Genomic DNA, 13496 nt, shown 5'->3' on the forward strand with positions numbered 1-13496 from the left:
CCCAATGGCACAAACCCCGAAAATCGGCGCTTTGGCCGTTGTCCTCCATGAGGATCGTGTGCTGCTGGTGCAGCGCAGCAAGCAACCCGATGCCGGGTTGTGGGGGTTTCCCGGCGGGCATTTGGAATGGGGCGAAACCGTTCTGCAGGCCGCCCAGAGAGAGCTGTGGGAAGAAACCTCGATCCTGGCCGAGCCGCAGGTTTATCTGGACAATCTCGACCTGCTACGGCGTGACGATCAGGGCATTGTGCTGTCGCATTACCTGTTAGTGGGCGTTGCGTGTCAGTACCGATCAGGTGAGCCGCTAGCTGGGGACGATGCGCTGGATGCCCGCTGGTTCCCGATCAAGCAGATACGCCAGGGCGAGTTGGACATGAGCGACCGGGTTGTCGATCTTTTGGAAACAGCCTTGCGCCGCGGTTAAGCCGCGCGACCCCTGAGGCGCGCGTACAGCAGGCTGGACGCCGCGATGCTAAGCACAAGGATCAGCGCAGCGCCTGCGATGAATGCCCCAAGGCCCATTTGCAGCGCCGACAAGCCTTCTTCGCCGGCGTACAGACCCGACAGCCAACCCAGCGGCGCGCCCGATATCACCGGCCATACCATTGTCAGGCCGAACCAGAGTGCCATCGCCAGAACGGTTGCCATCAACGCACCTTGCACCACCCGATCCGGGGCGCGCAGCGCCCGGCGCATCGCGGTCATGGGGCGGGCCAGGTCGTTCAGTATTGCCAGTAGCGCAGGCACCAGCAACAACACCAGCAGCATCCCGAACCCAAGCCCATAAACCAGTGTGATCACTGTGGGTTTCAGAAACTGTGCCTGTTGCGAGCCCTCATACAGCAGCGGGGTCAACCCCAGAACCGTTGTCAGAGTTGTCAGCATCACAGGGCGCAACCGGTCTGCGGTGCCCTCGACAATTGACGGGACCAGACCGCGCTCTTGTTGGTAAGCATCAATCGTGGTCACCAGCACAATCGAATCGTTTATGATGATCCCCGTCATCCCCAGCAGACCCACCACGGTAAACATGCTGAGCGGCACGCCCCAGATGTAATGACCCCAAATCGCGCCGACCAACCCAAACGGAATGATCGCCATCACCACCAGAGGTCGCGACCAGCTGGCGAAGACCCAGGCCAGAACCAGATAGATTCCGGTCAGACAGAGGATCAGACCAGTTCGGGCCTCGTGCAGAAACTCGTTCTCCTGCTCGCTCAGGCCGGACATCCGCCATTCAACCTGTCGCTCGGCGGCTATGTTGGGCAGGATCTCTTCGCTCAGTGCACGATCGATTTCCGTGGCTCGGACAGGGTCATCCTCAGAGATGTCACCATTTACCGATATCACCCGCAATCCGTTTTCGCGCTGGACGGTCGAAAAACCGGACTTACGTTCGACCGAGACGATATCGGCCAGCGGCACGTAAACGCCATCAGGGGAGCGCATCAGGGTGCGCTCCAGGAAATCAGCCGTCAACTCACCCTCGGGCAGTTCTACACGTATTTCGGCGCTACGGGGGCCATCAGGGAAAGTCGCAGCCTCGATCCCGTTCAATCTGTCGCGCAACACGCGGCCCAGTGTTTCGATTCGGAACCCCAGCGCCTGACCTCGCGCCGTCAGATCCAGTATGTATTCTTCCTTGTCATAGGCCAGACTGTCCTCCATCGCCGAAACTTCAGGGTACTTCGAAAGTTCGGCCTGCAAGTCCTCGGACGCAGATTTGAGCGTGTTCACATCCGCGCCATAGAACTCCACATCAATCGCGTCACCGCCGGGGCCTGACCGCCAGCCCCTAAAGCTGACCAGCTCGACCTTGGGAAGGCGCGGGACAAATTCCTGCAACTCACCAACAAATTCAAAGCTGGAATAGGGGCGCAGATCGGCGTCGATCAGCTCAATCGAGATTCCACCAAGCAGGTCCGCATCCTTGCCGTCCGCCGCAGCCAGACCAAAGCCTGCACTGCCACCAATTTCAGCCAACACGTATTCAATGGGATTGCGACCGTGGCGCTCTTCGTAGATTTGGCCCAGTTCCTCTGTCGCGCGCTGTAACTCGTGCATCATCGCAAGTGTTTCGGCGCGTGTGGCACCTTCGACCATGATAAAGTTACCCGTGACCGATCCGCGTTCAGGCGCGTTGAAGAACCGCCAGTTCACATCGCCTTTGATGAAAAGCGCGATCTGGCTGGCGAGGATCACAACCATTGCCGCCACAACCACATATCGGGCCCAGATTACCCAGGAGATTAGCGGCCGGAACAGATGGTCCCGCACCCTACGAAAACCGCGATTCACCACGCGGTTGGGCATGTCGTACCAATGCTCTTTGGCTGAGTGCGCGATGGCATGGGCCATGTGATTGGGCAGAATCAGAAAACATTCGATCAATGAGGCGATCAACACTGCAATCACGGTAAAGGGGATATCGCGGATCAATTCCCCGAACCGGCCACCAATGGCAGTCAGGCCAAAAAATGCGATCACGGTGGTCAGGGTGGCGGCAAAAACCGGCATCGCCATGCGGCGCGCTGCGCGCTCGGCAGCCACCACCGGGGCCTCACCCAGTCGCCTTGCGCGGAAATCGGCATGCTCACCGACCACGATGGCATCGTCCACGACGATGCCCAGCGTGATGATCAGCCCGAACAGCGACACCATATTGATCGACAGCCCGCCGATGTACATGAAGGCAATCGCCGCTGACATCGCCACCGGGATACCGGCGGCGACCCAAAAAGCGATGCGAGCATTTAAGAACAGAAAGAGCAGGCAAACCACAAGGCCCAGCCCCACAAGCCCATTGTCCACCAAAATGTCCAATCGGTCAGTAATTGCTTGCGCACGGGTGCGGATCAGTTCAACCGTCACGCCTTCGGGCAGGCTGGCCTGCATCTCAGTGACAACATCCTCAACAGTGCGCTGAATTTCGATTGCGTCGCCAAGGTTCGAGCGGTCAACTCGGATCGACATGGCCGGGTTTTCACCAACGAAATAGCTGCGATTGCGGTCCGCTCCTTCAACCCGGATCCGTGCCACATCGCCAACTAAAAGCTTGGAACCATCGGCAAAGTTGCGTAGCGCGATGCCTTCAATCTGTTCCGGAGAGCGCTTTTCCGTGCCGGTGCGAATTCGCGCATTGGCCCCGGTCACGTCACCCGCCGGGTTCGCGGTCACCTCGGCGGCGACGGCCTGGGCAATCTCGGACAAGGTGATATCATTGGCGATCAGCTGCGCGGTGGGCACCTCGACTACTACGCGCGGTGCAGCGAGACCCCGGATGGTCGTGCGGGTCACGCCAGCCGCAAACAGACGGTTGATTAGCTCATCAGTGAATTTGGCCAACTGGTCAGGCGCTACCGGGCCGGTGACCACTACATCCGTGACCCGATCCCTCCAAGCTCTGCGTTGGATCGTCGGCGTCTCTGAATCGTCAGGCAAACTGTCCACACCATCAATCGCTGTCCTGACTTCTTCAACTGCTCGGGACATGTCCCAGTTCGGCTCAAATTCCAGACTTATCCGCGCCGAGCCCTCTCTCGATGTTGTATAAGTGTATGCAACACCCTCGACCGCCAACAAAGACGGCTCAAGCAACTGAACGATACCTTTGTCAACATCCTCAGGACCAGCGCTGTCCCACTCGACGTTTACAGTCACCTCTTCAAGGATCACGTCCGGGAAAAATTGGGCCCGCATGTTCGGAATGGCCGCAGCTCCCAGAACCAGCATCACCAGCAACAGCAGATTGGCGACCGTCCGGTGCCGGGTGAAATAACTGAGGATCCCACCCGCCGCGCCGGGGATATCGCGCATCATGGCGCCTAACCCCCTGCCCGGTTTTCAATACTGCGGACCAGCGATGCAGGCACCTTGGCTTCGCTCAATTGACCCAGAGCCCGGGCTTTGGCGTCTTCGGTCATCCGTGCACTGGCCTCAACCTGGGCGACCAGTTGGGCGCGCTGCTCATCCGACAGCTCGACCATGTTCGCCTCGGCCCCGGCGTTGGCCTCGGTACGGATGGGGCGCACACGGACGCCAGCCCCCAGCAGCGGCGTGCGGCCGATCACAACCTCACGCCCGGCCAATCCCGCACCGCGCAACAGAACCTCGTCATCCTGACGGCGGATCAGTTGCACAGGCAGCGCCTCAAGCCGGTCGTCCATGCCCAGAACCAGCACATTGCCGACGGCATCCAGAGCGGATGACGGCAGTCGCACCACATTGTCCAGCGCCTGTTCCTGCACCGACACAGTGACAAAATCGCCGGGTTTGAACCCGGGCGCGTCGTCAAGCCGGGCATAGATCAGCCGCCCCGTCTGCCCCTCACCCGCCGAGCCACTGTCGCGGCTTATACGGCCAGACGCCGACAGGTCTGTGCCCGTCACCTCAAGAGAGACTGTCACCGATGCGTTGATCAGATCGCCTTCGTCATCCAACAGGCGCACGTATTGCGCCGTGGACACACGAAACGCCACCTCCAGCGCATTGGGGTCGACAAGTTCAGCCAGTTTTTCATTGGCCGAAACCAAACGCCCTTCGACCAGCGTTACATCCGTCAAGGTTCCATCAAAGCGGGCGCGAACCGTCATATCATCCAAATCACGCTCGGCGCCCTCAAGAGCGATACGAGTGCGGGCCAATAAAGTCGTCGCCTGATCAACACGCGACTCGGCCTGTGCCAGTGCAATGCGGCGGGCCAGAACCGATTGCTGTGCCGCGGCTTCAGCCAGCTCGGCCTCTTCTACCGAGGCCGCGGCCCCGACCCCGCGTGTTTGCAAATCTTTCTGACGTTGCAACGCCCGACCCCGCAATTCCGCTTGCGCCTCGGCCGAGTTCAGCTCGTCTTGCGCCAACAACAAAGACCGCTCGGCGTCGCGTTCCTCGAACTGTGCGTCCAGCAAGTCGGATTTGGCGCGATCCAGCGCGGATTGCGCATCTGCCGGATCAAGCTCGACCAGAATTTCGTCTGCAGTGACCGAGCCGCCATCCTCGAAATCTTCCGCCAGCGCCACCACACGTCCGCCCAGCGCGGCGCGCAGTTCCAGCCTACGGCGACTTTGAACCTCGCCAAACGCTTCCAGATAGGGCGTGATTGATTCCAGCTCTGCGGTCCGAACGCTGACGGCGAATACTCGTTCGCGCGCCTCTGGCTGGGCTTCATCACGGGTCAGCACATCCTGAACCGCGCTGGCAATCATCTGAAAGGCAACAAACAGCAAAGCCAGCGTCACGGACGCCAGAAAAACACCGACAAGGCTTTGCCGTAAAAATCGCATTTTCACTCACCCGGGTTGCGTCAGGCTGCCAAGTTGAAATGTAGCCGCGCGGAAAAATATGCCAAGCCACAAAGCGGTTATGACCTGTTGAACGTATGAACAGTCTACTTCCGTCGCAGATTTTCGTCCAATCTGGGCATTATTTCCACGAAATTGCAGGGACGGTGTCGGTAATCGAACTGTTTTTCCAAAATCCCGTCCCAGGCGTCCTTGCAGGCACCCGGGCTGCCGGGCAGTGCAAACAGATACGTTCCCCCAGCCACACCACCTGTTGCGCGGGACTGCACAGCCGAGGTGCCGATCTTTTCCATCGACAGGAAAGTGAAAACGGTGCCGAACGCCTCAATCTCTTTTTCATAGACGTCCCGATGCGCCTCGACGGTCACATCGCGGCCGGTCAGGCCGGTGCCACCGGTTGAGATCACGACATCAATTGCCGGGTCCGCAATCCATAGGCGCAATTGGGCTGCGATATCCGTCCGCTCATCCGGGATAATCTGGCGATCTGACACCAAATGGCCCGCGCGTTCGATCCGATCGACCAATGTCTGCCCCGAGCGGTCATCGTCCAGCGAACGCGTGTCCGAGACGGTCAGAACGGCGATCCGGACGGGAATGAACTCTTTGTTTTCGTCAATGCGCGACATGTGGCCTCAGGCCCTTTCCATGATGGCAAGCCGGATGGCAAGGGCAGCAAATATCCCCCCGGTCACCCAACCCATAATATGTGAGGCACGCGGGTTCTGGATCAGAACCCGGCTTGCGCCACCGGCAAACACCCCAACCAGCCCGTTCACCACAAACCCACCCAGCGCGATGATTATGCCGAAGGTCAGGAATTGCAGCAGAATCGATCCGGTATCCGGGTTCACAAACTGCGGAATGAAGGCCAGCACAAACAGAATGACCTTGGGATTGGTCAGGTTCACCACCAGCCCGTCACGAAAAGCAAATCGCGTGGGTTTGACTGGTGCTTCGTCGGACATCGCGCCATTCCGGATTGCGCCCCATGCGAGATACAGCAGATAGGCCACTCCCATCCAGCGGATGACGTCAAACAGCCACGGCAGGCTGGACACAGCCGCACCAAGGCCCAGACCGGCTACTGAGACATGTATCAGCGATCCTGTGGACACACCGGCGCTGGCGGCCAGCGCAGGTTGCGCTCCGGACCGCAGGCCCTGACCGAAACAGAACAACATATCCGCACCGGGTGTAAAAATCAGGGCAAGAGCCGCTGGAATGAAGGCCAGCAGCGTGACCGTTTCGATCATACACTCACCTCGAACCAGTTTACCTTGGGCCCCAGATTGGCGACTTGTGCGCGTCCGATGGTGCCTCGATAGCCCCAGCTGTCATGGATATGGCCGCAAAAGACGTGTTGTGGCTGCAACCTTTCAACCGCGTCGCGCACCGCGACGGACCCGACCGCATCGCCCAGTGAGGTGACATCGCCATGCCCTTTGGGCGGAGAATGCGCGATCAGGATATCAACCGCATCACAACGCTCCAGCAATTCGGCGGCCTCGGCCTCGGACAGGTCGCAAGACCAGTCACCGAACGGCGTATTGGGCACGCCATAGCCCAGCCCGAACAGGCGCAGCCCGTCCAGGGTCATGCCCGCACCGTGCAGAACATGGACCCCTTCGGGCGCGGCGTCGGTCAGTTCCCCGGCACTTTCGGCGTTTCCGGGTACCAACACCAAAGGCGCGGTGACGCCTGACAGCATCTCCATCGCGTCATCCAGCCCTTGCCGCAAGTTGCAGTAATCGCCAGCCCCGATGACCAGATCTGCCTCGGCACTGGCGGCAACTATTTCGGCCGCGCGGTTGCGCGCCATATGCAAGTCCGAGAAGGCCAGAATGCGCATCATTGCCCCCCCAGCCGGGCCTTCAGGTCCAGCAAATCCGCCCAGGCCTGCCGCTTCATCTGCGGTTGGCGCAGCAGGTAGGCGGGGTGGAACATCGGGATCACCGGCAGTTCCAGTGCCAGATCCCACTGCCCACGCAGCCGGGTAATGCCGCGTTTGCCCAGCACTGCCTGACAGCTGATATTGCCCATGACGACCAGTACCTCGGGCTTGGCCAGCGCCACATGCCGTTCCAGAAACGGTTTCATCATGCCGATCTCTTCGGGTTTGGGGTCACGGTTCTGCGGTGGCCGCCAGGGCAGAACATTGGTGATATAGACGGAATCAGAGCGGCTGAGGTCAATCGCGGCCAGCATCCTATCCAGCAATTGCCCGGCGCGCCCGACAAAGGGCTTGCCTTCGCGGTCTTCCTCGCGGCCCGGTGCCTCGCCGATGATCATCACCCGCGCACCCGGGGTGCCGTCGGAAAAGACCAGTTGCCGTGCGCCGCGCTTCAGTTCGCAATGGTTGAACCCGTCCATCGCCGCGCGCAGCTGATCCAGCGACCCGGCAGCCAGAGCCGCCGATTTCGCCACCGTAACCGGGTCGACTTTTGCGGGCTTGGCAGGGGCCACCTGCGCAGCAGTGGGTTTTTTGGCCTTGGGCGTGGTATCCGGCAGCGCATAGCGATCCACCGGCACATCACCGATCGCTTCTGTTGCGCCAAGTTCAATCTGCCAGTCCAGCAGGGCCCGCGCGGTATGATAGTCCAAAGCCGATTCCATACCCCACAATCTAACCAGCTTTTGATCGAGGGAAAGCGAATAGGCCTTGATCGGGCGGTCCGCCGCACCGACCATGGGTCCGTTCATGATGATGTTATTGCGATTCCTTTTGATTGGCGTGTTGTTGACTACGGTCGGCAGCCCTGCATTTTCACAGCTTTTCGACCGCAACAGCCAGTGCCGCGGCGGGCAGTTTCAATGTGGCAGCCGCTGCTGTTCGGCCGGTCAGAGATGCAGCTTTGACGGCTATTGCATCCGCGCGGGCGGCACCTATTGCGGCGGTGGCCGGTCCTGTGGTGCGTTTGAGCGCTGCGTGGCAGGCGGTACGCGCTGCGCGCCTGCGGGGGCCAACAAATGCAATTCGCGCCTCGATTGTTCTGGCAACACGTTCTGCAATGCGCGCGGTGAATGCGAGAGGATCAGGCCTGAATTTGACCCAAACACCGCCATCCAGGGCCTGCCCACCTTATGCGACGACGGCCAGTCCTGCGCATCCGGATCGTCCTGTTTGCCGGGCGGCGGATGCTCGCGCCCCGGCTGGTTCATGTGCGAGGAAACCGACTCGCAATGCCGTCCCGGGTTCAAGTGTTCCGAACATCAGGGCTGTGTTCCGATCAAGGCCATCGATTGCGGCTATGGCAAATGGTGCAAACCCGGTGAACAATGCTTGCCCGACGGCGGATGCGAGAAACTGTCCGAAGGCTCTGATCCTTAGGTTGCCTCGGCGCGCCCGGCTTCTTATAAGCAGGCCGATTGTCAGACAGGAGCCCGCCCCATGCGTTTCGCCCATCGTCACCTTCTTGGCATTGAGCATCTGTCGCAATCCGATATCACCGCCATCCTTGACCTGGCTGAGAAATATGTCGACCTGAACCGGCAGTCCGCCAAACATTCGGACGTGCTGTCGGGGCTGACCCAGATCAACATGTTCTTTGAAAACTCGACCCGCACGCAGGCCAGCTTTGAGATCGCTGGCAAGCGTCTGGGCGCGGATGTGATGAATATGGCGATGCAGGCGAGCTCGATCAAAAAAGGCGAGACGCTGATCGACACAGCGATGACCCTGAACGCGATGCACCCCGATCTGCTGGTGGTGCGCCATCCGCATTCCGGCGCGGTGGACTTGTTGGCACAGAAAGTCAATTGTGCGGTGCTGAACGCGGGCGACGGGCGGCATGAACATCCAACGCAGGCCCTGCTGGACGCGCTGACCATTCGCCGCGCCAAGGGACGTTTGCACCGGCTCAACATTGCTATTTGCGGCGATGTTGCCCATTCCCGCGTAGCGCGGTCGAACCTGATCCTGCTGGGCAAGATGGAAAACCGCATCCGCCTGATCGGTCCACCGACACTGGTCCCCAGCCAGTTTGTCGATTTTGGTGCCGAGATTTATGACGATATGAACGAAGGCCTGAAGGACGTCGATGTCGTGATGATGCTGCGTCTTCAGAAAGAGCGGATGGATGGAGGTTTTATCCCTTCGGAACGCGAGTATTACCACCGCTACGGACTGGACGCCGCCAAGCTGGCGCTGGCCAAGCCCGATGCCATCGTGATGCATCCCGGCCCGATGAACCGCGGGGTCGAGATTGACGGCACGCTGGCCGACGATATCAACCGCTCTGTCATCCAGGAACAGGTTGAGATGGGCGTCGCCGTTCGCATGGCCGCGATGGAGCTGCTGGCCCGAAATCAGCGAGACGCCGCATGAGCAACCTGACAGTCGCCCCTCATGAACGCGGCGTGCTGCGCCTGTTTTCGCTGGACATGCGCACCGAAGAAGCGAAGTTCCTGCGCGAACCCGGTGCTGCGGATCAGATTTTGGGCGTCAGCGGGCTGGACCCGGCGCAGATCGACGTTTTCCCGGTGTCGGACCTCGAAGAGCTGGGGCTTTTTGGCTATCTGAACGATGGGTGCGGCGTCTCTGCGGATCAGCTGAACCGCACTATGCTTGAGGCCATCGAAGGCTGGGTCATGGTCCTGCGCAGCGCGGCCTTTGACGGGCAGGGTGCGGATCTGAAGCCGGACCCCCGCGTGCATCTGGTCGGTCTTTACACCGAAGAGACCACCAACTGGACCGGCGGCAAGATCGAAACCGAAAGCGCCAAGCCGTTTTCTGCCCCGCAGACCCTGCCCGAAGGTCCCAAACCGCGTCGCATCGGCTCGGCCGTTCTGGCGCTTGTTATCCTGCTTGTTGTCGGAGGGGTCCTATGGCTGATCCTGTGACCTTCACCCCCGACAGGGGCGCCTATCTGCGCACCAACGCGTGGCTGGCCGCCGTGGCCATGGCCGGTGCGATGGTTGTGCTGTGGCTGGTCGGCAACCCTTTTGTCTGGACCGGTGCCCCAGCAGGTCTGGCAGCTGTCGGGCTGCGCGCCTGGTATCTGGCCTCGGAAGATCTGGCCGCCACATGGGATTTGTCCGATCAGGCCCTGATCGGCCCTGGTCCGCGCAACGTGGTGCTGGCCCAGATCGCGACGGTCAATATCATGGGCAGCTTTGTCCAGATCGTCACCAAGGGCGGCGACAAGCATCTGATCAAATACCAGGCGGATCCGGCCGCCACCAAAGCCGCGATTGAAAGGGCCATGGCATGAGCAACCTGATCTTCACCAACGCCCACCTGATTGACCCTGAGACCGGCACCGACAGCATTGGCTGGCTGCAAGTATCCAATGGCCGGATCGCGGCGCGCGGTGACGGCGACGCTCGGGCACAAGGTGCAACGATCATCGACTGCGGCGGAAAATACCTGGCCCCCGGGATCGTCGATATCGGCGTCAAAGTGTGCGAGCCGGGCGAGCGACATAAGGAAAGCTACAAGTCCGCAGGTCTTGCAGCCGCTGCGGGTGGAGTCACCACCATCGTCACACGACCCGATACCAGCCCGGCCACAGACACGCCCGAAAGCCTGGAATTTGTCACCCGCCGCGCGCAGGCAGATGCACCGGTGAATGTGGTGCCGATGGCCGCCCTGACCAAGGGCCGCGAGGGTCGTGAGATGACGGAAATCGGCTTTCTGCAAGACGCCGGAGCGGTCGCGTTTACAGATTGCGACCACGTCATTGCCAACACCAAGGTGTTTTCCCGCGCGCTGACCTATGCGCGCTCTTGTGGTGCTCTGGTGATCGCGCACCCGCAGGACCCCGGCCTTAGCGGCGGTGCGGCAGCGACCAGCGGCAAGTTCGCCGCGCTGCGCGGGTTGCCCGCCGTCTCACCCATGGCGGAACGGATGGGGCTGGACCGCGACATCGCCCTGCTGGAGATGACCGGTGCTGCCTATCACGCCGATCAGGTCACCACCGCCCGCGCCTTGCCCGCGCTGGAACGAGCCAAGGCCAATGGGCTGGACATCACCGCCGGAACCTCGATCCACCATCTGACGCTGAACGAGCTGGACGTTGCCGACTATCGCACCTTCTTCAAGGTCAAGCCACCGCTGCGGTCCGAGGATGACCGTCAGGCCGTGATCGAGGCGGTACGGACCGGCCTGATCGACACGATCAGCTCGATGCACACGCCGCAGGATGAAGAAAGCAAACGTCTGCCGTTCGAAGAGGCGGCCTCGGGCGCTGTCGCGCTTGAGACGTTGCTGCCAGCAGCGCTGCGCCTGTATCACGCCGGCCAGTTGGACTTGCCCACCCTGTTCTGCGCCATGGCATTGAATCCGGCAAAACGGCTGGGTCTGGACAGTGGTCGTCTGTCTGTTGGCGCACCGGCTGATCTGGTATTTTTCGACCCGGATGTGCCCTTTGTGCTTGACCGGTTTTCACTAAAATCGAAATCGCAGAACACACCGTTTGACGGGCAGCGGATGCAAGGTAAGGTCACCGCAACCTACGTGGCTGGACAAGAAGTATACCGGAGACCCTGATGCCGCCCTTTGACAGTTTCATGACCCAGCTGATCCTCTGGGCCGCGATTGGGTATCTGATGGGGTCCATCCCCTTTGGCATGATCATTGCCAAGGTGATGGGGCTGGGCAATCTGCGCCAGATCGGGTCCGGAAACATCGGCGCAACCAACGTTCTGCGCACTGGCAACAAGGCCGCTGCTGCGCTGACGCTTCTGTTCGATGCGGCCAAAGGTGCGGCCGCCGTGCTTCTGGCCCGCGCTATTGCGGGCGAGGATGCCGCTCAGATCGCTGCGCTGGCGGCTTTTCTGGGCCATTGCTTTCCGGTCTGGCTGGGGTTCAAAGGCGGCAAAGGCGTCGCCACCTTTCTGGGCCTGTGGCTGGCGCTGGACTGGCGCGTCGGTGTCGCCTGTTGCCTGACATGGCTGGTTGCAGCGCTGATCTGGCGCATCTCATCGCTGGGCGCGCTGGTTGCCGCCGCGATGTCAACCATTTGGGTAATGGTTTTGACCGACGCGAGAGCCTTTATTCTAGGCGTGGTCCTGACCTTGCTGGTCTATTGGCGTCACCACGAGAACGTCGCCCGTATTCGCACAGGCACTGAACCCAGAATCGGCAAGTCTTGACCGCATCCGACGCCTTTCTAACCGCCTTCTTCGCGATCCCTGCGGGCACGTCAACCGGGCAGAGCAATGGCAAACGATAAACGGTCAGTCGCACAGAGCTGGCCGGGGGGAAATCCCTCAAACTGGTCGCCGATGAACAAGGCGGTGGCGATTACATCAGCCTGAACCTTTACCTGACCCGCAACAATGGCGCCCTCCTGCGCCCCTGCGAGATGTCGGTGCAAAAGGTCACCGATTTCGTAATCGGGTGGCGCAGTGATCCGTGATGGCTGCTCTGCATTTTTGAACATCGACCCTTTATCTGCGCACACTCACAATTGATTGTTTTGAACGTGAAGACGCCACTGCCCACCTCGGTTGCGTGGCGGCCAATTGACGGTCGCTCAACTCAAAATCTCCGGGGTTGCCTTGGTGCAATTATAGCATCGCTCGGCCGCCCGTTTCACGAAAGGTGAACAACATGAACAAGTTCAAATCTCTCATTGGCGGCGTCGCGCTGTCCGTTGCAATCGCAAGCTCGGCCCTGGCTGCAGGCGTTGAACTGAACGCAAGCTCGACCGGTTTGGCCATGCAAGGTTACGACCCGGTTGCCTACTTTACCGAAGGTGAACCGACCAAAGGTGATTACCGCATCACCACATTGCACGACGATGCAATGTACCGTTTTTCCAATGAAGAAAACAAAGCCGCGTTTGAAGCCAACCCCGAAGCATACCTGCCTGCATATGGCGGCTACTGCGCATTCGGCGCCGCGATGGGCTTCAAATTTGACGGTGACCCGACATATTGGAAGATCGTTGACAACAAGCTGTACCTGAACCTGTCGCAAGACATCCAGGAACGCTGGGAAGGCGACATCCCAGGCTTTATCGAACAGGCCAGCACCAACTGGGAAACTATTGCTGAAAAGACCCCGGCAGAGCTGCAAGCGCAATAAATCGCCTACAGAAATTCTTGGATCGGCGGCAGAGCACTCTGCCGCCGATTGTCGTTTGAAACGACCCATTTGCAAACCTACATCTTTAGCAAGACACGTGTCCGCAGATAAGCGGAGCGTTTTTCCGGGGTCGGAATGTGCCGTTGCGCTGTGATCCAGTCATCCGA

The 13496-nt window shown here is 60.2% G+C and carries 15 protein-coding genes; 8 read left to right on the forward strand and 7 right to left on the reverse strand.

Going from position 1 to position 13496, the window contains the following annotated elements; translation table 11 throughout:
• Nucleotides 1-4 precede the first annotated feature (4 nt).
• Nucleotides 5-424: an NUDIX hydrolase gene (locus RUM8411_RS12100; RefSeq protein WP_085822969.1), complete on the forward strand. Its 420-nt coding sequence runs from the start codon at nucleotides 5-7 to the stop codon at nucleotides 422-424.
• Here the strand turns inward: RUM8411_RS12100 and RUM8411_RS12105 are convergent.
• The 6 genes from RUM8411_RS12105 to RUM8411_RS12130 all read right to left on the reverse strand — a co-directional run bounded on the left by RUM8411_RS12105 (nucleotide 421) and on the right by RUM8411_RS12130 (nucleotide 7913).
• Entirely contained in the window at nucleotides 421-3819 is a 3399-nt protein-coding gene (locus tag RUM8411_RS12105; RefSeq protein ID WP_085822970.1) for an efflux RND transporter permease subunit, read from the reverse strand. The genes RUM8411_RS12100 and RUM8411_RS12105 overlap by 4 nt on opposite strands.
• A 5-nt stretch (nucleotides 3820-3824) precedes the next feature.
• Nucleotides 3825-5279: an efflux RND transporter periplasmic adaptor subunit gene (locus RUM8411_RS12110; RefSeq protein ID WP_085822971.1), complete on the reverse strand. Its 1455-nt coding sequence runs from the start codon at nucleotides 5277-5279 to the stop codon at nucleotides 3825-3827.
• Between the two features lie 104 nt (nucleotides 5280-5383).
• Nucleotides 5384-5926: a molybdenum cofactor biosynthesis protein B gene (moaB, locus tag RUM8411_RS12115; RefSeq protein WP_085822972.1), complete on the reverse strand. Its 543-nt coding sequence runs from the start codon at nucleotides 5924-5926 to the stop codon at nucleotides 5384-5386.
• Between the two features lie 6 nt (nucleotides 5927-5932).
• On the reverse strand, nucleotides 5933-6553 hold the full coding sequence (locus tag RUM8411_RS12120; RefSeq protein ID WP_085822973.1) for a LysE family translocator: 621 nt from the start codon (nucleotides 6551-6553) through the stop codon (nucleotides 5933-5935).
• A complete protein-coding gene (locus tag RUM8411_RS12125; RefSeq protein WP_085823044.1) occupies nucleotides 6550-7149 on the reverse strand; it encodes a metallophosphoesterase family protein in 600 nt (199 codons plus the stop codon). Before RUM8411_RS12125 ends, RUM8411_RS12120 begins: the two co-directional genes overlap by 4 nt.
• Nucleotides 7149-7913 carry a uracil-DNA glycosylase gene (locus RUM8411_RS12130; protein ID WP_085823045.1) on the reverse strand — a complete coding sequence of 255 codons (765 nt, stop codon included), beginning with the start codon at nucleotides 7911-7913 and terminating at the stop codon, nucleotides 7149-7151. The genes RUM8411_RS12125 and RUM8411_RS12130 overlap by 1 nt, the downstream gene beginning before the upstream one ends.
• 85 nt (nucleotides 7914-7998) lie before the next feature.
• On the opposite strand from RUM8411_RS12130, the gene RUM8411_RS12135 reads away from it, so the two are divergent.
• From RUM8411_RS12135 to plsY, 6 genes are read left to right on the forward strand one after another with little or no spacing between them, the layout of a single operon-like run.
• Nucleotides 7999-8628 (forward strand): scavenger receptor class F, member 2, encoded by a 630-nt coding sequence (locus RUM8411_RS12135; protein WP_234995205.1) that lies wholly within the window; start codon nucleotides 7999-8001, stop codon nucleotides 8626-8628.
• 60 nt (nucleotides 8629-8688) lie between these two features.
• Nucleotides 8689-9624: an aspartate carbamoyltransferase catalytic subunit gene (locus RUM8411_RS12140; protein ID WP_085822975.1), complete on the forward strand. Its 936-nt coding sequence runs from the start codon at nucleotides 8689-8691 to the stop codon at nucleotides 9622-9624.
• Nucleotides 9621-10139, forward strand: a complete 519-nt coding sequence (locus RUM8411_RS12145) for a hypothetical protein (RefSeq protein ID WP_085822976.1) — start codon at nucleotides 9621-9623, stop codon at nucleotides 10137-10139. The genes RUM8411_RS12140 and RUM8411_RS12145 overlap by 4 nt, the downstream gene beginning before the upstream one ends.
• A complete protein-coding gene (locus RUM8411_RS12150) occupies nucleotides 10124-10510 on the forward strand; it encodes a hypothetical protein (protein ID WP_085822977.1) in 387 nt (128 codons plus the stop codon). Before RUM8411_RS12145 ends, RUM8411_RS12150 begins: the two co-directional genes overlap by 16 nt.
• On the forward strand, nucleotides 10507-11787 hold the full coding sequence (pyrC, locus tag RUM8411_RS12155) for a dihydroorotase (RefSeq protein ID WP_085822978.1): 1281 nt from the start codon (nucleotides 10507-10509) through the stop codon (nucleotides 11785-11787). Before RUM8411_RS12150 ends, pyrC begins: the two co-directional genes overlap by 4 nt.
• Nucleotides 11787-12392, forward strand: coding sequence for a glycerol-3-phosphate 1-O-acyltransferase PlsY (gene plsY, locus RUM8411_RS12160; protein ID WP_085822979.1), 606 nt, complete (start codon nucleotides 11787-11789; stop codon nucleotides 12390-12392). The genes pyrC and plsY overlap by 1 nt, the downstream gene beginning before the upstream one ends.
• Nucleotides 12393-12442: 50 nt before the next feature.
• Here the strand turns inward: plsY and RUM8411_RS23195 are convergent, their stop codons facing one another.
• Complete coding sequence (locus RUM8411_RS23195; RefSeq protein ID WP_159453888.1) at nucleotides 12443-12682, reverse strand: hypothetical protein; 240 nt, start codon at nucleotides 12680-12682, stop codon at nucleotides 12443-12445.
• Nucleotides 12683-12852: 170 nt separating this feature from the next.
• Here RUM8411_RS23195 and RUM8411_RS12170 point away from each other — a divergent pair, with 170 nt between their 5' ends.
• Nucleotides 12853-13329, forward strand: a complete 477-nt coding sequence (locus RUM8411_RS12170; protein ID WP_085822980.1) for a YHS domain-containing (seleno)protein — start codon at nucleotides 12853-12855, stop codon at nucleotides 13327-13329.
• Nucleotides 13330-13496 lie beyond the last annotated feature (167 nt).

Origin of the sequence: Ruegeria meonggei (genome assembly GCF_900172215.1) — a bacterium.
In the GTDB taxonomy this organism is placed as follows: domain Bacteria; phylum Pseudomonadota; class Alphaproteobacteria; order Rhodobacterales; family Rhodobacteraceae; genus Ruegeria; species Ruegeria meonggei.

Excerpts from the sequence above, each read along its gene's own strand:
- RUM8411_RS12100 (WP_085822969.1), top strand. The coding sequence starts at position 5 with ATGGCACAAACCCCGAAAATCGGCGCTTTGGCCGTTGTCCTCCATGAG.
- RUM8411_RS12105 (WP_085822970.1), bottom strand. The coding sequence starts at position 3,819 with ATGATGCGCGATATCCCCGGCGCGGCGGGTGGGATCCTCAGTTATTTC.
- RUM8411_RS12110 (WP_085822971.1), bottom strand. The coding sequence starts at position 5,279 with ATGCGATTTTTACGGCAAAGCCTTGTCGGTGTTTTTCTGGCGTCCGTG.
- moaB (WP_085822972.1), bottom strand. The coding sequence starts at position 5,926 with ATGTCGCGCATTGACGAAAACAAAGAGTTCATTCCCGTCCGGATCGCC.
- RUM8411_RS12120 (WP_085822973.1), bottom strand. The coding sequence starts at position 6,553 with ATGATCGAAACGGTCACGCTGCTGGCCTTCATTCCAGCGGCTCTTGCC.
- RUM8411_RS12125 (WP_085823044.1), bottom strand. The coding sequence starts at position 7,149 with ATGCGCATTCTGGCCTTCTCGGACTTGCATATGGCGCGCAACCGCGCG.
- RUM8411_RS12130 (WP_085823045.1), bottom strand. The coding sequence starts at position 7,913 with ATGGAATCGGCTTTGGACTATCATACCGCGCGGGCCCTGCTGGACTGG.
- RUM8411_RS12135 (WP_234995205.1), top strand. The coding sequence starts at position 7,999 with ATGATGATGTTATTGCGATTCCTTTTGATTGGCGTGTTGTTGACTACG.
- RUM8411_RS12140 (WP_085822975.1), top strand. The coding sequence starts at position 8,689 with ATGCGTTTCGCCCATCGTCACCTTCTTGGCATTGAGCATCTGTCGCAA.
- RUM8411_RS12145 (WP_085822976.1), top strand. The coding sequence starts at position 9,621 with ATGAGCAACCTGACAGTCGCCCCTCATGAACGCGGCGTGCTGCGCCTG.
- RUM8411_RS12150 (WP_085822977.1), top strand. The coding sequence starts at position 10,124 with ATGGCTGATCCTGTGACCTTCACCCCCGACAGGGGCGCCTATCTGCGC.
- pyrC (WP_085822978.1), top strand. The coding sequence starts at position 10,507 with ATGAGCAACCTGATCTTCACCAACGCCCACCTGATTGACCCTGAGACC.
- plsY (WP_085822979.1), top strand. The coding sequence starts at position 11,787 with ATGCCGCCCTTTGACAGTTTCATGACCCAGCTGATCCTCTGGGCCGCG.
- RUM8411_RS23195 (WP_159453888.1), bottom strand. The coding sequence starts at position 12,682 with ATGTTCAAAAATGCAGAGCAGCCATCACGGATCACTGCGCCACCCGAT.
- RUM8411_RS12170 (WP_085822980.1), top strand. The coding sequence starts at position 12,853 with ATGAACAAGTTCAAATCTCTCATTGGCGGCGTCGCGCTGTCCGTTGCA.